The organism is Streptomyces halobius (assembly GCF_023277745.1).
Taxonomy (GTDB): domain Bacteria; phylum Actinomycetota; class Actinomycetes; order Streptomycetales; family Streptomycetaceae; genus Streptomyces; species Streptomyces halobius.
Genome location: NZ_CP086322.1, coordinates 2,782,356 through 2,800,578, shown reverse-complemented (window position 1 = coordinate 2,800,578; position 18,223 = coordinate 2,782,356). Strand labels below are relative to the sequence as shown.

Annotated in this window: 13 protein-coding genes and 2 pseudogenes; 7 read left to right on the top strand and 8 right to left on the bottom strand. The window is 70.4% G+C overall.

All coding sequences use genetic code 11. From position 1 onward, the window contains the following. Positions 1 to 356 precede the first annotated feature (356 nt). Entirely contained in the window at positions 357 to 506 is a 150-nt protein-coding gene (locus K9S39_RS12885) for a hypothetical protein (protein ID WP_248863480.1), read from the top strand. Positions 507 to 566: 60 nt separating this feature from the next. Here K9S39_RS12885 and K9S39_RS12880 read toward each other — a convergent pair whose 3' ends face one another. Both K9S39_RS12880 and K9S39_RS12875 read right to left on the bottom strand, forming a co-directional pair. After that, a complete protein-coding gene (locus K9S39_RS12880; protein ID WP_248863479.1) occupies positions 567 to 2,621 on the bottom strand; it encodes an elongation factor G in 2,055 nt (684 codons plus the stop codon). Between the two features lie 222 nt (positions 2,622 to 2,843). Beyond that, on the bottom strand, positions 2,844 to 3,338 hold the full coding sequence (locus tag K9S39_RS12875) for a MarR family winged helix-turn-helix transcriptional regulator (protein WP_248863478.1): 495 nt from the start codon (positions 3,336 to 3,338) through the stop codon (positions 2,844 to 2,846). A 575-nt stretch (positions 3,339 to 3,913) separates the two neighbouring features. Between K9S39_RS12875 and K9S39_RS12870 the strand changes: the two genes are divergently transcribed. Further along, positions 3,914 to 4,606, top strand: coding sequence for a response regulator transcription factor (locus K9S39_RS12870; RefSeq protein ID WP_248863477.1), 693 nt, complete (start codon positions 3,914 to 3,916; stop codon positions 4,604 to 4,606). 86 nt (positions 4,607 to 4,692) lie between these two features. On the opposite strand, the gene K9S39_RS12865 is transcribed toward K9S39_RS12870, so the two are convergent. Together K9S39_RS12865 and K9S39_RS12860 are read right to left on the bottom strand one after the other, a co-directional pair. Next, positions 4,693 to 5,727 carry an acetylserotonin O-methyltransferase gene (locus K9S39_RS12865; RefSeq protein ID WP_248863476.1) on the bottom strand — a complete coding sequence of 345 codons (1,035 nt, stop codon included), beginning with the start codon at positions 5,725 to 5,727 and terminating at the stop codon, positions 4,693 to 4,695. Between the two features lie 88 nt (positions 5,728 to 5,815). Next, positions 5,816 to 7,327 carry an FAD-dependent monooxygenase gene (locus K9S39_RS12860; protein WP_248863475.1) on the bottom strand — a complete coding sequence of 504 codons (1,512 nt, stop codon included), beginning with the start codon at positions 7,325 to 7,327 and terminating at the stop codon, positions 5,816 to 5,818. Between the two features lie 169 nt (positions 7,328 to 7,496). On the opposite strand from K9S39_RS12860, the gene K9S39_RS12855 reads away from it, so the two are divergent. The 3 genes and pseudogenes from K9S39_RS12855 (at position 7,497) to K9S39_RS12845 (ending at position 10,091) form a co-directional block, all read left to right on the top strand. Beyond that, a complete protein-coding gene (locus K9S39_RS12855) occupies positions 7,497 to 7,946 on the top strand; it encodes a PPOX class F420-dependent oxidoreductase (protein ID WP_248863474.1) in 450 nt (149 codons plus the stop codon). Continuing rightward, positions 7,943 to 9,021 (top strand): annotated as a pseudogene (gene dapC / locus K9S39_RS12850) (succinyldiaminopimelate transaminase). Before K9S39_RS12855 ends, dapC begins: the two are co-directional and overlap by 4 nt. Positions 9,022 to 9,026: 5 nt before the next feature. After that, positions 9,027 to 10,091: an acyltransferase domain-containing protein gene (locus tag K9S39_RS12845; RefSeq protein WP_248863473.1), complete on the top strand. Its 1,065-nt coding sequence runs from the start codon at positions 9,027 to 9,029 to the stop codon at positions 10,089 to 10,091. 116 nt (positions 10,092 to 10,207) lie between these two features. Here K9S39_RS12845 and K9S39_RS12840 read toward each other — a convergent pair. The 4 genes and pseudogenes from K9S39_RS12840 to K9S39_RS12825 form a co-directional block, all read right to left on the bottom strand. Beyond that, positions 10,208 to 11,025: pseudogene (locus K9S39_RS12840) on the bottom strand (cyclase family protein). A gap of 19 nt (positions 11,026 to 11,044) precedes the next feature. Then, the gene (locus K9S39_RS12835; protein ID WP_248863472.1) at positions 11,045 to 11,815 is read right to left on the bottom strand and encodes an SDR family oxidoreductase; all 771 of its coding nucleotides are present in this window, start codon (positions 11,813 to 11,815) and stop codon (positions 11,045 to 11,047) included. Between the two features lie 64 nt (positions 11,816 to 11,879). Further along, positions 11,880 to 13,607: an FAD-dependent oxidoreductase gene (locus tag K9S39_RS12830; protein ID WP_248863471.1), complete on the bottom strand. Its 1,728-nt coding sequence runs from the start codon at positions 13,605 to 13,607 to the stop codon at positions 11,880 to 11,882. Next, positions 13,597 to 14,577, bottom strand: coding sequence for an aromatase/cyclase (locus K9S39_RS12825; RefSeq protein ID WP_283112309.1), 981 nt, complete (start codon positions 14,575 to 14,577; stop codon positions 13,597 to 13,599). Before K9S39_RS12825 ends, K9S39_RS12830 begins: the two co-directional genes overlap by 11 nt. Before the next feature lie 578 nt (positions 14,578 to 15,155). On the opposite strand from K9S39_RS12825, the gene K9S39_RS12820 reads away from it, so the two are divergent. Continuing rightward, on the top strand, positions 15,156 to 15,740 hold the full coding sequence (locus K9S39_RS12820; protein ID WP_248863470.1) for a hypothetical protein: 585 nt from the start codon (positions 15,156 to 15,158) through the stop codon (positions 15,738 to 15,740). Between the two features lie 112 nt (positions 15,741 to 15,852). Then, positions 15,853 to 18,132 carry a family 2 encapsulin nanocompartment cargo protein terpene cyclase gene (locus tag K9S39_RS12815; protein ID WP_248863469.1) on the top strand — a complete coding sequence of 760 codons (2,280 nt, stop codon included), beginning with the start codon at positions 15,853 to 15,855 and terminating at the stop codon, positions 18,130 to 18,132. Positions 18,133 to 18,223: the final 91 nt, after the last annotated feature.

Here is an 18,223-nt window from a genome sequence, read left to right as displayed (position 1 = left end):
CCAGCCCCGGACGGGGTCGGCCACGACCGGAGCTTCGGACCTGCCGAACCGGCGCTGAACGGGGCATGGGCGCGCCTGGGGCTCGACCAGTCCGTCGGCACGGGGCACCGGGGGACACCCAGACCCGGAGGCCGCATGGCGAGGCCGATCGCTCACTGGCCGCACTCAGCACTGAAGTGGCCCGGCTGGAGGAACCGGCGGGCGTGTTCGACGCCTGCCTCGATCAGTACCGTTCTGCGGAAGCGGACGGCTCCTGATCGCCGCCGAGCAATGGGCGCGCGAGCCGGAGCGCGCGGTCGGTGTGCCCCCTCTACCACGGCAGGGATATCCGCGCCGAGGCCCGCCACGCTGCGGCGATGAACCTGATGCTCAACGGACTGCCCCACGACCTTGGCGGCAGAACGGTCGATAGCCGGCACACGGGCCCGACCATGCTGTCCGCCGACGTCGTCCCCGCCAACCCACCCCTGAACACGAAGGATTGGGGACGCCAGGCCGTCGGCTAGGCCGGTTCCTGGTCGCCGCCGGGCGGCGGGTGTGGGCCGCGCTGGCCCGCACCCGCGGCGCTAGAGGTTCTTGAGGACGTGGAGGATGTATGCGTCCCGGTTGCGGGGGTCCGGGCCGGCCGGGCGGGGGCGTTCGGGGACGGCGGCGGCCGTGGTCGGACGGTGGCCGTGGGGCTCGGCGGTGAACACCCCCTCGCCGTTGGTCAGGCCGGGCACGACCTGCTGGAACTCGTGCACACGCTGTGTGGGAAGCGTGCCCGGCAGGTGGTAGACATCGCCGAGCGGTGACGGTGCGGCCGGGATGGCCCCCAGTTCAGCCAACTTCGCCAGGACAGGGCTGAGGCGGGCCGCTGGCAGCTCCAACTCGAAGGCGCTGACCGGCTCATGGACCTCGGTCCCCGCCTCCTGAAGGGCCCGCATCACCACCAGCGGCGTCACCTTCCGAAAGTCGTCCGCCGCGCTCACAGGGCTGGCGAACCCCGTCCGCACCAGCGTCACCTTCACATCGGTGACCTGCCAGCCGTACACCCCATACCGCAGCGTACTGTGGACGGACTCCTCGATCGCCTTGTGGAACGCCAGCGGCAGCGAGCCCAACTCCACCGACAGACCGAAGCTCACGCCGCTGCCCGGCTCGCCCGGCTCTACCCGCAGCCCGACCGTGGCCCAGAAGTAGTTCCGCGTCCGCGTGTCCAGTTCCTCCAGCGCCTCCCCGGCGCCCGCGGGCTTCTCGATACAGACCGTCCGCGTCACGTCGAAGCACGCCCGTACTCCGAAGGACTCCTCCAGCGTCGCCGCCAGGATCTCCTTCTGCACCTCCCCGTAGAGGCGCACCACCGCCCCGTCCGCGGAGTCCTCGTCCGAGCGGACCTCGATCGATGGGTCCTGCTCACCCAGCATCCGCAACGCCGTGTGCAGCCGCCCCTTCTCCGCCGGCAGGACTGGCCGCACCACCGTCTCCAGGCTGGGCGCAGCGAAGAACATCCTGGGCGGGGTCGAGTCTGCCGGGTCCTCGTCGCGGTCGGCGCCGGCGCTCACGACGCGGTCACCGATGCGGACGCCCTTCAGCCCCCAGATCCGGACGATGTCCCCCGCCGCTGCCCGTGTCTCGCGCGCCGCTCCGCCGGAGGTCGGGCCGTGCTCGAAGACTCCAAGGGCGGTGATCCGCCCCGGGTGTTCGGTGGTCCGCCCGGAGCGGTCGGCACGGCGCAGCGTCACATGCTCACGGGCGCCCAGCGTGCCCGAGCGCAGCCGTGCGTAGGCGACCATCTCACCCCGCGCGCCGCGCTCCACCTTGAACACCGAGCCGAGCAGCGGGCGGGCCGCCTCCTGCGGTGCCACGGTCGGCAGCAACTCTCGTACGCCTTCGATGAGTTCGGGAACTCCCTCCCCGGTCAGCGCGGAACCGAAGAACACGGGATGGACCGCGCCACGCGCCGTCTGCGCGGCCAGTTCCGCGACGTACTCCTTCTCCCCCAGGGCGGGGCCGCCCTCCAACCCTTCGATGTAGCGGGCGAGGAAGGCGTCGTCCTGGGCGGTGAGCACCTCGGCCAGTTCGGTGGCGAACCCCGGGTCCCTGGAGTCAGCCAGCTCCCGTCGCGCCACCCGCGCCCGTGCCGTCCCCGCTCCCGCGACGGTGGAGAGCACGGGCGCAGCTGGGGCCAGCCGATCCCTGATCTCCCGCACAACACCCCGGTCCCGCGCGCCCATCCGGTCGACCTTGTTCACGAAGAATAGTACGGGGGTGCCCAGCCGTCGGAGCGTCCGCATCAGCACGCGGGTCTGGGGCTGCACCCCCTCCACCGCCGACACCACCAGCACCACGCCGTCCAACACCCCCAGCACCCGCTCGACTTCGGCGATGAAGTCGGAGTGCCCTGGGGTGTCGATGAGGTTCACCTTGAGGTCGCCGAGAGTGAAGGTGGCTACTGCGGACCGGATCGTGATGCCGCGCCGCCGCTCCAGGTCCATGGAGTCGGTCTGCGTGGTCCCCGCGTCCACGCTCCCCACCGCCGAGATCGCGCCGGTGTGGTGGAGTAACCGCTCGGTCAGGCTGGTCTTTCCGGCGTCAACATGTGCCAGAATGCCTAGGTTTAGCTTCTTCCACTGCTTCATATCGCGCCTTAGAGTCCTTCGCCCTTGTCGCAACGTCCCTGCCGACCGGATTCAGGCACTCCTGCCGCATCGCCTGCTCCTCCCTCTTCCGGTTTCTTGTGATCCCTTGTGCTTCCTGGAGTTTCTCGTGCTCCCTGGGGGAGGCCGTGGGGGGCCGTCATGCGGCCCTGCGTCCGCGGTCTCCGCTCCGCCACAGCCGCCTTCGTGCAGCTGCGGGGTGACTCAACGGCGCTGGGGCGGCGTGGTGTTCCGCTGTCCCAGCGCGGTGTCCGCGAGCTGGGCGTCGAGTTTCCGGCGGAGCCGGCGCAGGACGGAGACCGTGGTGCGCAGCTCTTCCGGGGCGATGCCTTCGGCCAGTTCGGCCAGCCAGCGGTCTTCGTGGGGACCGAGGTCGTCGAGGGCCTTTCTGCCGCGGAGGGTGAGCTCGACGAGTGGGCTGCGCTGGTCCCGCGGGTTGGGGTTGGTGGTGACCAACCCCTGGTCGCGGAGCCGGTCGACGGTCTGCTGGACGGCCTGACGGCGGAGGCCGCGGTCACGGGCCAGGTCGGCGACGGTGCGCGGGCCGTCCAGCAGGAGACCGGCCACCTGCCAACGAGCCGAGGTCAGCCCGACATGGGCGGAGAGCCGATCCCCTTCACGGAGCAGTCGGCCGTTGACCGCAAAGACCTCGGCCGTCACCGCGACCAGGGGGTCGATCTCCGGCGTTGATGCGTCCATGGACCACAGCGTAGATCGCCAGACCTCACATGTCGACAAGAGCTTGTCGGAGCGTCGGTCCGCCCCCCGGCCGAACCGCCACTCCGGCCGAACCCCGCCCATGGCTGTGGAGCGTAGACCGAGGAGCCGGGAATTCATTTTCTGCATGACCACGCAAAATGAAAGGGGGTGACGCCGAAAGGAGAGCCGCCGTGGTCGGGCCTTTTGCCTTTGGGCTTTATCCGTGGGCAGAATCCAGACTGCCACCCGACGGGCCTTTCGGGGGTGCCAATGCAATCACGCGGACGGCGGCTTGGTCAAAAACGTCCAGGGTTCAGCCTTTCGTTTCCACTTTACTCTTCGCTGACCATTTTTTTATCCCCGCGCGCTTGCTCTCGCAACGCGGTCAGGCTGTACTGGTGCGAGTCGCGTTTGCGGTATTACTTATCAAGTTCTCTATTGTCGACGTCTGTCCTATTTTCGAGTGAGAAAGTTTTCAATGTTCTGCGAATTGATCCACCAGGGCTTTCACCGAAGGCTCGGCCGTCTGCCGGCTTTAGGTGCGACGGACACTTCCCCGCGCCCGGGGAGGATTCATGGATAGCAAGGTCATCACCGTCCTCGTCGTCGACGACCAGACGCTGCTCCGGGACACCCTCTGCGACGTGCTGGCCCAGCAGCCGGACATCAAGGTCGTCGGCGGGGTGGCCAATGACGAACTCGCCGCGCGGGTCGCGGCCGAGACCCGTCCCGACATCATCCTGCTCGACGGCGCTGAACCCCGCGAAATCATCGCCACTGCTGCGAGGCTGAGAAATCAGTCGCCGGATTCCCACTGCATTATCCTCACCGCTTTCCAGCACCCGCTGCTTATCAAGCACGCACTGCGACTCCGAGTGAGCGGTTTTCTGACGAAAAGCCTCAATCGGCATGAGGTGCTCTCTGTCATTCGCATGATCAGTGCCCACCCGGAGCAGAGTGTGCTATCCATCCCGAAGGGGAGCGCATCGAGTCTGCCGCACCTCGCGGAGGCGTCACTGTCCGCCCGGGAACTACAGATCATGGAGTATGTGGCACAGGGATTGAGCAACAGTCAGATCGCGTCCCGCCTGGCAATAACCGAAGCAACGGTCAAGCGCCATCTGCGCAATATTTTCGAGAAGTTGGGGGCCGCGTCCCGGATCGACGCGGTCAACAAGGCCAAGTCCATGCTCATGATGGGTTTGTCGGTGGCCGGTGGCCCAGTGCCACGGCGCGGGGCGGCGCTGCGGATGAGAGCGGGCTCCTGACGGCGTGCCACGACCGGGCCGTCCGCCCGGCTCCCCACACCAGGTTGGGAGAGGGGAGCAGCGGCCCGGTTCGCTGTCCGGCCCCCTCAGGGCTTGAGGGCGACGACGAGCCAGTCCCCCAAGAGGTTGTCGATCCGCTCCGTCTGACGGACCCGGAAACCGGCCTCTGCGACGGCCTCGCGGCACTCCTGGACGCTGCAGGAGGAGCTGTCGCCCCGGATCAGCCCGTGGTTCAGGCGCTGGAGGAGATCGTCCTCGGTCTCGGTGCCGGGGTCGGTCATCAGGTCGTAGATCACCAACGCCCCGCCCGAAGGAAGCGCATCGAAGATCCGGGCGAGCAGCTTCCGCCGCACGGACAGGGGCCAGTCGGGGAGGACATGCCCGATGACCACGGCGTCGGCCGTCGGCAGCGGATCGGTCCGGAAGTCACCGCCCTGGAAGCCCACGCGTCCCTCGACCCCGCGCTCGGCCACCAGCTCCGCGCACAACGGCGCCAGGGCCGGCAGGTCGAAGATGGTGCCCGACAGGTGCGGGTGGGCCAGGGCGAGACGCGAGGCCAGATTGCCGCGAGCGCCACCGATGTCGACGAAGGTGCGGTACCGCTCCCAGTCGACGCGACAGGCCAACTCCTTTGCGGTGAAGGTGCTGAAGGTGTCGAAATGCGCCATGACCTGCCGGGCCCGGTCGGGGTCCGCGTAGTGCTGGGGGTATGCCTCGGGGCCGTGGGCCTCGGCCCCGGAGTCGGCCCCGCCCTCGCGCAGCGCGGTCGTCAGGCCGGCCCATACGTGGTAGTGCTTACGGGCGTGCTGGAGGACGCTGCCTCCGAGGTACGTGGACGAGGTGGGGACGAGGAAGGCGGCGGCCGCCGGAGTGTTGCGGAACGACGCGCCGTCCCTGTCCAACAGGCCGAGGGCGGCTAGGGACTTCAGGTACTCCTCGGTCAGCGGATGGGCCAGGCCCAATCGCTCTCTGATCTCCGCGATGGTTGCGGGGCCGGCGGCGAGCAGCTCGAACAGGCCCAATTCGACGGCCGAGTGCAGCGCTTTCGCTCGGTGGTAGGCGGTGTTCAGGGAGAGCAGCGCGCGGGCCTGCTCAACGGACGCGTGGGGCGCGGTGGTCATGGAACTCCTTGGCCTGAGGTCGTAGGGGGGTGGGGAACAGCGGCTGGAGAGGCGTGAAGAGGCTGAGAGGCCGGCGAAGGGGAGCGGGTTACGAGAGGGGTGAGCCGAACCAGGTACGCAGCGCCGAGGTCAGCCCTTCGGTGTCGTCCGCGGCCGAACCCGCCCAGCAGACATAGCCGTCGGGGCGGATGAGCACCGCGGACAGCCCCTCGACGGCCGGGCCGCGCTCCAGCACATCGGTGGCTGTGACGAGGTCCACTCGGTCCTTCCACGGGGTGGCGAGTTCGGCATGGTGCGGGTCCGGGGAGAGCGTCAACAGGACGCCATGCGCCGCGTGGAAGTGCGTACTCAGCCGGCGGCGCCCCGTGTCGGCGTCCAACAGGAGGTCGGGCATCCGCCGCCCGACCAGGGGGTGTTCGCCGTCGATCGGGTAGCGCACGTCCAACGCGGAGACCAGCCCGGCGAGATAGCGGTTGGTCTCCGGCTGGCGCAACAGGTCGCGCATCAGGTCCTGGAGCCCCCGGAACCGCGGGTCGGGGTCAATCAGGACGGCCTGTGCGCGGGTGTTGCGCAGCACGCCGTCGGCGACCGGGCGGCGCTCGGCCTCGTAGGTCTCCAACAGGTGGGGCGAGGCAGTGCCGGTGACGGTGGCCCCCAGCTTCCAGCCGAGGTTGACGGCGTCCTGGAAGCCGAGGTTGAGCCCCTGGCCACCCGCGGGCAGATGGATGTGACAGGAGTCGCCGGCGAGCAGCACCCGCCCCTCCCGGTACCGAGTGGCCTGCCGCGAAGCGTCGGTGAGCCGGGAGCGCCACCGCACGTCGTACATGCCGAAGTCGTCGCCGGCCACCTCGCGGAGCGCCACGCGCAGGTCCTCGTCGGTGATGGGCGCGCGCCGGTCGGCGAAGGGCCGGTCGAAGAAGGCGACGGTGATGCGGAAGACACCCCCTTCCAGCGGGAAGGCGGAGAACCAGGCGCGCAGGTCGTGCCGCATGACCCCGCGGGGGCGCATGGGACCCATTCCCTCCCCTCGGGGCAGCTCCTCGCGGAACCGCGCGTCCGCGATCAACGCGAGCATATGGGGCTTCTCGCCGGGGAAGTCAATGCCCAGCAGCTTGCGCACAGTACTGCCGCCGCCGTCGCACCCGACCAGATACGAGGAAGTGATCTGGGTGGGCCCATCGGGACCGGTAACCGTGGCCGTCACGCTCTGGTCATCCTGCTCCAGGGCGGTCAGGGTGTGGCCGCGCCGTAGCTCCACCCCCAACTCCAGGGCTCGCCGCGTCAGTAGCTCCTCTGTGCGGACCTGGGGGACGAACAGTACGTAGGGGTGCTCGGTGTCGAAGGGCGTAAGCTCCAGGGGCACACCGAGGCTGGCGAAGTTGCCGCCGGGAAGTTTCCGGGCGTCCTGCAGGAAGTCCGCGCAGAGCCCACGCAGATCGAGCAGTTCCACCGTGCGCGCGTGGACGCCGAGCGCCTTGGAGAAGTCGGCCGGCCGCTCCAGGCGTTCGATGACCAGGGTTCGGGATCCGGCGAGTTGGAGCTCACAGGCGAGCATGAGTCCGGTGGGCCCGGCGCCCACCACGACCACGTCGTACGGCATCTGCCCTCCTTCTGCTAGGGGAAGTTTCGCAAGCGGACAGCTCGCAAGGGGAAGTCGCGAACGCCATGGTGGCCTTGGGCCTTCGAGCCGGGGTCCAGCCGGAATCCGGGTGCGCGGCCTCGAAACGGGCTCGAAGCGGAATCCGTAGCGTGCCGGTGACCCGCTCGCTATGGACAAGGACGCAAAGGTGCCGTCTTTCACCCCACAGGAAATCGCCTATATACGAACGCAGACCTACGGCCGGCTGGCGACGGTCGACGCACGGGGCGAGCCCCATGTCACGCCCGTGGGCTTCTTCTTCGATGCCGAGAACGGGCTGATCGACATCGTCGGCAGGGACATGGGAAACAGCCGGAAGTACCGGAATGTCCAGCGGAACGGCAGAGTCGCATTCGTCATCGACGACATTCCCTGCCGGGACCCCGAGACTGTCCGCGCCGTCGTCGTCCGTGGCACCGCTCAGGCGCTCGTCACGGGAGGCAGGTCCCATGTCCCGGTCTGCGCGGACGAGATGATCCGCATTCACCCCGCAAGGGTGGTCTCCTGGGGCCTTACGGACGCTTCGCACCCCGAGGCGGCCCCGACTGAGGCCGAGGGAGCGGAGGCGAGCCAGCGATGAGAGCGATGCCCGACTTCCCCTGGGACGTCCTCCTGCCGCACAAGCGCCGGGCGGCCGAACACCCCGACGGACTGGTTAACTTGGCCCTGGGCGAACCCGTCGACCCCACCCCCGAGCCTGTCCGCCGGGCCCTCGCCTCAGCCTCGGACGCGCCGGGCTACCCCCCACCGAAGGCACCGCGGTGCTGCGCGAGGCCGCCGTCGGCTGGCTCCACCGCCGCTTGGGCGTGACGGTCGCGCCGTCGGCGGTGCTGCCCGCGGTCGGAACCAAGGAGTTGATCGCCTGGCTGCCGGCCATGCTGGGCGCCGGCACCGGCGACACCGTGGCCTTTCCCCACCTGGCCTTCCCCACCTTCGACGTCAGCGCCCGGCTGGCCGGCGCCGCCTCCCGGCCGGTGGCTGCCGTGGGGGACCTGGGCACGGAACCGGTGCGGGTGCTGTGGCTCAACTCCCCCTCCAACCCTGAAGGCAGAGTGCTGGGCGAGGAGGAGCTACGCGACCTGGTGGCCTGGGCGCGGGAGCGCGGCACGGTCGTGGTCAACGACGAGTGCTATATCGAGTACGGCTGGGACCACCAGCCGATCTCGCTGCTGCACCCGCGGGTGTGCGGGGGCAGCCACGAGGGGTTGTTGGCGGTGCACTCGCTCTCCAAGCGCTCCAATCTCGCTGGCTACCGCGCGGGGCTCTGCTCCGGTGACCCGCGCCTGGTCGAGCGATTGCTGCGGATCCGCAAGCACGCCGGGCACGCTGTGCCCGCCCCCGTCCAGGCAGCCATGGTGGCCGCGTTGGACGACGACGCGCACGTGGCGGAGCAGTACGCCCGGTATGCCCGGCGCCGCCACACCCTCCAACAGGCCCTGCACGCCGCGGGGTTCCGCTGTGAGCACTCTGAGGGCGGGCTGTTCCTGTGGGCCACCCGCGGTGAGTCGTGCTGGGTGACTGTGAAGGAACTGGCCGATCGGGGCCTGCTCGTGGCGCCCGGCACCTTCTACGGGGAAGCTGGCGAGCAGCACGTACGGATCGCGTTCACGGCGAGCGACGAGCGGATCGCGGCCGCAGCCGCCCGACTGTCATGACAGAGGTGCCCCAGACTCCCCTGGCCGGGCCCGTCACGGCGGCCAGCGCGGCGGATCGTGCGCGCTGTCGCGGAGCCGCCGCGCGGCATGCGTCCCGACCGGTCGCGCTGCTGCTGCCCGGGCAGGGCTCCCAGTACCCCCGTATGACCGCCGGCCTGTACGGCACGGTCGCGGCATTCACCGAGGCGCTCGACGAGGTCTTCGACGCGATGGGCAGGGAGGGGGCCCGCATCCGCGCGGACTGGCTGGCTGAGCAGTCGGAGCTGCCCATGGACCATGTACTGCGGGCCCAGCCGCTGCTCTTCGCCGTCGACTACGCCCTGGGGCGGACCGTGGAGAGTTGGGGCGTGCGCCCCGCGGCGCTGCTGGGCCACAGCATCGGCGAGTTGGCGGCGGCCACGCTCGCCGGGGTTTTCTCCGTACACGACGCCGCGCACGTCGTACTGGACAGGGTGGTGCGGCTGGCGCACTCCCCGCCGGGCGGCATGATCGCGGTGGCCGCCTCCGCCGATCAGCTGGCGCCGTTCCTCGACTGTGAGGTGGTGGTCGCTGCGGTCAACGCGCCGCTCCAGACGGTGCTGGCCGGGCCGGAGGGCGCGCTGCGCGCAGTGGGCGAGCGGCTGCGTGTCCGGGGCGTCGCGGTGCGGCCCGTCCCGGCGCTCAGTCCGTTCCACAGCCCGGCCATCGCGCCGTACGCCATGGGTGCCACTGCGGTGCTGGCCTCGGTGGCGCGGCACTCCCCGGCGGTGCCGATCCACTCGTGCGCCACGGCCGCGCCACTGACCGCCCGTGAGATCGCGGACCCCGTGTACTGGGCGGCCCAGCCGGTCGCGAAGGTGCGCTTCTGGCCCGCACTCCAGGGGTTGTTGGCGTCCGGCGAATTCTCTCTGGTCGAGGCTGGGCCGGGGCGTGGACTCTCCCTTCTGGCCCGGCAGCACCCCGCCGTACGCCGGGGGGACAGTGGCGTCCTGCCGCTCTCCCCACGGCGGGTACGAGGGCCGGAGGACGAGGTGGCGACCTTGGATGCGGCACGTCAGGCGCTGCGGCGGGAGCTGGAGCCCCGCGCCTGAGCCCATCCCATCGGACAGACCCAAGGGCGCCCCGCACGGTGTGCGGGGCGCCCTTGAGGTAGTGGGAGGTACGTATGAGGCAGGGAGAGATAGGTGGCGCTCTCTGCCTCAAGGGCTCATCCGTCGGCGCGGTCCGGGCACCGCTCCTCGGCGGCCGGCTCCTCTTCGACGAGCGCGGCGGCCCGGGTCCACCCGGCCCCCGCCCCTGCGATCTTGACGGGGAGGCAGGAGACCAGGAAGCCGGTGGGGCCGGGGAGGGAGCCGAGGTTGCTCAACCGCTCGATCTGGCAGTACTCCCGTTCCCGGCCCACGAAGTGCGCCGGCCAGAGCACCCCGCGGTCGCCGGTCCGCTGGTACGCGTCGATCATGTGGCCGAAGGGCGCGTCCAGGCTGAACGCGTCGGTGCCGATGACCTTGACCCCAGGTCCAGCAGGAGGTGGGTGGCCTCGGCGTCGAGGCCGCCGAAGTCGGTGAAGTAGGCGGGCGTGCCGGCTAGTTGGTCCGCTCCGGTGTAGAGCAGCACGATGTCCATCGGGGCGGGGGTGCAGCCGCACGCGTCGAGCGCGCGCCGCACCCGGTCGGCCCCGATGGCGCCGACCGGCTCGCCGGTGAGGTCGAGCCGGAACCCCGGCCGCAGGAACCAGTCGAGCGGCATCTGGTCGATGTGGCGTGGGGTGCCGCCGTAGCCGGCCCTGGAGCCGTAGTGGGAGGGGGCGTCCACGTGGGTCCCTGTGTGGGTGGTCAGCTTGAGGGTGTCCAGGGAGAGCAGCTCGCCGTCCGGCAGCTCGGCCGGGTCGAAAACGACGCCGTGGTTGCGCCGCATCCCCTCGGCCATGTGCCGGCCGCCCTCGGCCGGGGTCAGCACCTCGTGGATGACCGGGTCCACCTCCCACTGGGAGGCGTCCACGGTCGTCGACAGATCGATGATGCGCATGGTGTGGGTTCCTCTCCCCTCAGCGGAGGCTGGCGCCGCCGTCCACGGTCAGCACCTGGCCATGGAGCCCGCCGGCCTCCGGGCGGCACAACAGCCCCACGACATCGGCCACTTCGACGGCAGCGGTGAGCCGGCCCACCGCAGTGCGCCGCACCAGCCCCGCCACCGCTTCGGCGGGCAGCACGGCGGAGGCGCCGTCGGCGAGCTTGCCGGCTGCCACCGCGTTCACGGCGACGCCGCGGTCCGCCAACTCGACCGCGAGATAGCGCACCAGGGTCTCCAGAGCCGCCTTGGCCATGCCCAGGCCGGCGTAGCCGGGGACGACGGAGTGGGCACCGGTGCTGGAGACGGCGACGATCCGTCCGGTGCCCGGAGTCATCAGGTCGCTCAGCCGCCCGGCCCCGTACAGCAGCGGTCCGAGCGCCACTGCGCCGTCGCGGAGCGCGCGGCCGATGTGTGGCGCCGCGGCCGGTGCCGGATGGTAGGTACCGGCGCTGTGTACGAGGAGGTCCAACGTGCCGTGTACACGCCGGACTTCGTCGAGCATCCGGACGACGCCGGCGGGCCGGCCGATGTCCGCGCGCAGCAGCCGGACCTTGCCACCGGCCTCGGCCAGGGCCCGTTCGGCGGCCCGCGCGGCGCTCTCGTCGTGGGCATAGTTGAGCAGGACCTCGCAGCCGGCGGCGGTGAGCTTCGATGCGATGGCCAGGCCAAGACCACGGGTTGCGCCGGTGACCAGCGCCACGGAGCCGTGCGCGGCGGCCGGGTCGTCGCTTTCCCTTCGTGTCATCCCCAGGTATTCCTCTCTGCCGTGCCGTGGAGGCATCGGGTGTCTTGCGGTTCTCGCGTGGGTGTTATGCGGGCGTCGACGTCGGGAGTTGGGGGGCGTCGACGTCGGAGAGCAGGTGTACGGCGCGCAGGGCGGCGGTCAGGGTGTCCGCCGTGGCCCGCGGCCCCTTCGCCGCCAGGTAGCCGTCCGGCCGGATGAGCGCGTAGCCGCCGGCTGGGACCCCCAGGGTGCGCCGCAGGACACCGCCTGGGTCCGGGATGGCGCCCCCGTTGCTCCGTGACCGGCCGCCAGGGTGCACCTCGTGGACGCGGACGGCGCGGCCAAACCGCTCGACCAGGAAAGTCAAATCGCCTTCTTCGGATGTCCGTTCGGCTGCAGATTGGCTGAAGTGGAGCAGCGTCCAGCGGGGGTCGGCGAGGGCCTGACGGAGCGCCCACCACCCAGGGTGGCGGGCCGCGTCCCGCGCGGTACAGCCCACCCGGTGCCCCGGCTCGACACCGGCGCCGCGCCGGCCCAGGCGCTGGGGCGAGGACGGTGGGGCACTGCTCAACGGGCTATCGGCGTAGTGCAGCGCCAGTCCGGACAGGCCCGCCATGAACCGGTGCTCGACGCGCCGCTTGACGGGTCCGAGCGCCCGCAGTGCGGTGAGCCCCACCGGCATCAGGACGGGTGCGGCGGCGTTGCGCAGCGCCACCAGGGCCGTGGCCTTCCGCGTCGAGGAGAGCAGCCGGCCCCCCACCGGGACGCGCTCGGCGGCGTAGGTGTCCAGCAGCGCCTCGTCCGCCTCGCCGCGCACCACCTGGGCGAGCTTCCAGGCGAGGTTGACGGCGTCCTGCATCCCGGTGTTCATGCCCTGGCCGGAGGCCGGGCTGTGGACATGGGCCGCGTCGCCCGCCACGAAGCAGCGGCCGGCCCGCATCGCGGTGATCATGCGCTGCTGGACACGGAAGACGGAGACCCAGGTCGGTTCGGCGACCGCGACCGGTCGGCCCAGGCCGCGCGAGAGGGCCTCCGCCAGCCGGCGGCGCACCACTTCCGGGCCGTCCCCCCGCTCCCCACCGCGGTCGTACCGGGCGTACTCAGTGTCCACGGCCCGCCACTTGCCCGACTCCGGGAACGGGACGAGCAGCACGCTTCCGGATCCGGTGTGCACCAAGTGGTTGCTGTCCGGGGGGAGGTCGACGTCGAGGACCACATCCGCGTTGAGCCAGGTCTGGGTGGCGTCCCCGACCAGCCGCAGCCCCAGCCGCTTCCGCACGGTACTTCGTGAGCCGTCCGCGCCGACCAGCCAAGGGACGGTGAGCTCCGCCGTGCGGTCGCCGTGCCCCAGCCGTACGGCGACGTGGGGGCCCTCTGTGACACAGTCCCGCAGCTCCACCCCCCACTCGATCCGGACACCGAGCTCCGCCAGGCGAGTGCGGAGCACCTCCTCGGTGTGGACCTGGTCGAGCATCAGGCTGAAGGGGTAGGCGGTGGGCAGCCGCGTGTAGTTGGTGTTGAAGCGGATGAGCTCGCGGCCGCGCAGGTGCAGGGTGAAGTGGGTGACGCGACGGCCGCGCTCCAACAGGGCGTCAGCCAGGCCCATTTGGTGGCAGAGCTCCAGGGTGCGCGGATGGAGGGCCAGGGCGCGGCTGCTGGTCGCCGGGCCGGCGGCCCGATCCACGACCCGTACTCGTACTCCCCTGCGGGCCAGTTCGTGGGCGAGGGTGAGGCCGACCGGTCCGGCGCCGGCGACCAGCACCTGTGGCGCGCGGTCACCGTCGGGGTGGGGGCCGCCGGGCTCAGACGGCATGGGGGGCCTCTGCGAAGCGCTTGGCGAGGGAGAGAGTGGCAGCGCTGTTGCCGCCGACCGCCTCGCGGAGGTAGTCGCGTGCGGTCGCCGGGGTGGCCTCGGGGCCCAGGACGGCGGGGATGGCCGCCTCGTTCACCCTGATGGTGTGGTGGGAGGTGACGCACACGCCGTCGTCGGTCTCCTGCAACAGCCACTGCCCGATGTGGGTGGCCATCAGAGGGGGCGTGGTGAGCTGCTTGTAGACGATCCGGTCGTGGGGGAAGCAGACCCGCACCGACTCGGTGGTGTGCTCCGAGCCATTGCCCGCGCGGGTCACCATCGTCATCAGTTGGAGTCCTTCGGAGGGCTCGCGGAGGTCGAGGCGGGAGACGTGGGGGAGCCGGTCCGGCCAGGCGCCGGCTTCCTGGAGGAATGCGTAGACCTGCTCGGAGGGGCCGCGCACCGTCTCGGAGTCCGCGAAGGAGAAGAGGAGTTCGGCGTCGGCCTGGGCGTTCTCGGCCAGGGCCCTGATGTTGGCCAGCTCGGTGCGGCTGTTGCGGTCGGTGGCCGAGGTGATCCAGTCGACGTTCTCCGGGAGGTCGTCCACGGCGGAGAAGGTGTGGTGCAGGACCAGCTCGCAGCCGCCGTCCGGGCCGTCGTCGACCGTCCATTCGCCGCTCATCGCGGCCACGGGCGGGGAACAGACCTCCTGTTCGAAGACGATCCGCCGCCGCCTCGGGTCGAGGGTGCGGTGCGAGGTCCAGTGGGTGACGTCGCCGTTGGCGGTGGCCCAGATCCACAGGCGCTCGCTGTCGGGGCCCAGGGCCGCGCGCTCGACGTGGAGGGTGGGGATGAAGTGCTGTGGCCAGTCCACGGCGTCGCGGATGAGGGCGTAGACCTGGTCGGCCGGAGCGGCGATCCGACGACCGTATCGGCGGAGACCGGCGAGAGCGAGACCGTCGCCTCGACACAGGCGGCGGTCTCGGTGCACTCCCCGGCGGGCCGCACCATGTCCAGATCCGTGAGCGCCGCGCGCAGCGGCGGGTACGAGGGGCGTGAACTGCCCGAAGGGCACCGGGAGGTTCAGTGCGAACAGGCGCAGCAGGACGTCACCGGCGCTCGGCCGGTTCGTCGCTGTGGCCCTGGGCGAAGGAGTGCCAGGCCGCGTTGGCCGGCGCCTCGCGGATGTCGGGTACGCCGAGCCGCGCGCTGATCTCGTGCGCGGTGAATCCCGCGTCCCGGAGCTGTGCCCCCCAGGGATGTCAGGGCCGTGGCAGCCCGAGTCATGGCCTCGATCGATGCGGTGCTGCGCATATGCCGTTCCACCGTTGCAGCCCGGCCAGGGACACTCGGGAGGAACTCCGCAATGGCCGCCGCGACTTGATGGTCCCACGAGGTACGCCGCTGTGGACGGCAGTCCTACGCGCTGTCGGCGCTGCCGAAGCTCCTCGCGTACGCGTCGATGGTCGTGCGCACCGACGCCGGTCTGCTCCTCGGCCGCTCGCTGCTGACCTGCGCGCCTCCGGCCGCCGCGGCGCGGCCTGCGCCGCGGCGGTGGCGCGGGAGCCGATGGCCGCGCTGCACCTCTCGCTGCCGACCGGCTACCCGCGCACCGTCGCCCGCCGCCTCGCCTGGCCCGCCGCCGTCACGGGGCTCGCAGCTCTCACCCTGGTGGGGCTGCTGACGGCCGCCGGACACCCCCTCGACCCGGCCGCCACGCTCGCCGAACTCGCCGGGCGGACCGTGCCGCGGGGCGGGTGCGCGGTGTGGGCGACGGTACGGTTCGGGTCGACGGCGCCCGCCACCGGAATGGTCGTCGCGGGCGTCCTGGCGAAGTGGCTGCTGATCGACCGGGTGGTGTGCCGGAGGGGGCCCGGGCAGGCGCTGCCGGCGCTGTTGTCCGGAGCCCTGGGAGTCCCGGTTCACCGTGACGACGCAGAACGCATCAACGGAACGCGGAACGCATCACACACCATGCATCACACACCTGCACCATGCATCACACACCTGCACCATGCATCACACACCTGCATCACGCATCACGCACAACCCATCAGCGAAACACCGCTCATGAGCTCGAATGGGCCCGATTGGCTCGAATGCGCGCACGAGATACGGAAAACGGCAACGCTGCTCAACGCCGATCAACGCTGATGTCTCGATGGACCCGGCCTACCACGGCACCCCCCGGGGTAGTGCTGTGCACGTCAGGGGGGCGTACCGCACCGCGCCTTCCCTCCGCGCGTATCGGGAGAGGTCAGCAGCGATGACAGAGACGACGCAGACGACACAGCCATTCGAATTGCCGAACTTCTACGTCCCTCATCCGGCGCGGCTGAACCCGCATCTCGAATCGGCCCGGAAACACTCGAAGAAGTGGGCCCGCGGCATGGGAATGCTCGAAGGCTCGGACATCTGGGAGGAACGGGACCTCGACGCCCACGACTATGCCCTGCTGTGTTCGTACACCCATCCGGACGCCTCGGAGCAGGCGCTCTCGATGGTGACGGACTGGTATGTGTGGGTCTTCTTCTTCGACGACCATTTCTTGGAGAAGTTCAAGCGGACGCAGGACCGCGAGGGCGGCAAGGCATATCTGGACCGGCTGCCGGCCTTTATGCCGATGGATCTGGCGACGCCCATGCCCGAGCCGACCAACCCCGTCGAAGCCGGCCTGGCGGATCTGTGGCAGCGCACCGTGCCGCATATGTCCATGGCGTGGCGGGCGCGGTTCGCCGAGGCCACCGAGCATCTGCTCAATGAATCGCTGTGGGAACTGGCGAATATCAACATCCACCGCGTGCCCAATCCCGTCGAGTACATCGAGATGCGGCGGAAGGTCGGCGGAGCGCCGTGGTCCTCGGGCCTGGTGGAGTTCGCGGCCGGCGCCGAAATTCCCGCGGCCGTGGCCGACTCGCGTCCCCTGCGGGTCCTCAAGGACACCTTTTGCGACGGCGTCCATCTGCGCAACGACCTCTTCTCCTACCAGCGGGAAACGCAGGACGAAGGAGAGCTGAGCAACGGCGTTCTGGTCCTGGAGACATTCCTGGACTGCACCACCCAGGAGGCCGCGGACGCCGTCAACGACCTGATCACCTCGCGTCTCCAGCAGTTCGAGAACACGGTGCTGGGTGAACTCCCCGCGCTCTTCGTGGAGAAGGGGCTCGACCCGAAATCCTGCGCGGACGTGCTGGCGTACGCGAAGGGGCTGCAGGACTGGCAGTCCGGCGGCCATGAATGGCATATGCGCTCCAGCCGGTACATGAACGGCGGGGGAGCGGCGGCGGGGGCCCCGTTGTCGTCCTCCGCGGCATCCGCGTCCTGGTCGCCCTTCGCCGTCAGCGGCCTAGGCACTTCGGCGGCGGACCTGAAGAGGGCCCTGGCCACGGCCGCCGGACGGCGTGCCCGCAGCCACAGCCACGTCCCGTACACAAAGGTCGGGCCGTCCAAGATCCCCGACATCTACATGCCGTTCACCCTCACCCTCAGCCCGCACCTGGAAACGTCCCGCCGCAACGTCATCGCATGGGCGCACCGCATGGGCATGCTCCGGCCGCAGCCCGGCGTGCCCTTCTCCGGCATCTGGGACGAGCCCGCGATCAAGCGGCACGATCTCGCCCTCTGCGCGGCGGGCCTCCACCCGGACGCCACCCTGGAGGAACTCGATCTGGGCACCCAGTGGCTTGCCTGGGGCACCTACGCGGACGACTACTACCCCGCGGTCTTCGGCCGGACCCGCGACCTGGCCCCGGCCAAGGCATGCAATGAGCGCCTGTCGCAGCTGATGACGGTCGACTTCTCGGCCCCGACGACCGCACCGGTCACCCCCCTCGAACGCGGCCTGGCGGACCTGTGGTCCCGTACGGCGGGCCCGATGTCCCCCGACGCGCGCCGTTCGTTCCGTGCGGCCGTCGAGACCATGATCTCCAGCTGGCTCTGGGAACTGGAGAACCAGGCGCTGAACCGTATCCCCGACCCGGTCGACTACATCGAGATGCGCCGGGCGACCTTCGGTGCCGACCTCACCATGAGCCTGAGCCGCATCGGACACGGGCGGACGGTCCCACCCGAGATCTACCGCACCGGCCCGATGCGCTCACTGGAGAACTCCGCCGTCGACTACGCCTGCCTGCTCAACGACGTCTTCTCCTACCAGAAGGAGATCGAGTACGAGGGCGAGGTGCACAACTCCCTCCTCGTGGTCCAGAACTTCTTCGACTGCGACTACCCGGCCGCGCTGGCCATCGTCCACGACCTGATGACGTCCCGTATGCGCGAGTTCCAGCATGTCGCCGCCAACGAACTCCCCATCGTCTACGACGACTTCAATCTCTCCGGGGAAGCGCGTGCGGCACTCGACGGGTATGTGAAAGAGCTGGAGAACTGGATGGCCGGGATCCTCAACTGGCACCGGGACTGCCGTCGTTACCGCGAGGAGTACCTGAGCCACGGACCGGTGTCACCGATGTGGCCCGGGGGACCGACGGGACTGGGTACATCGGCCGCGCGCATCCTTCCGTCGCTGCTGAGCCTGAGCGCCGGGTAGGGCCGGGCGGGGGCGCCGGGACGCCGGACCGCACCATGGCTTCCCGGCGCCTCCGCCGACCTGTCATCGACCCTGCCACCGCCCCGTCACA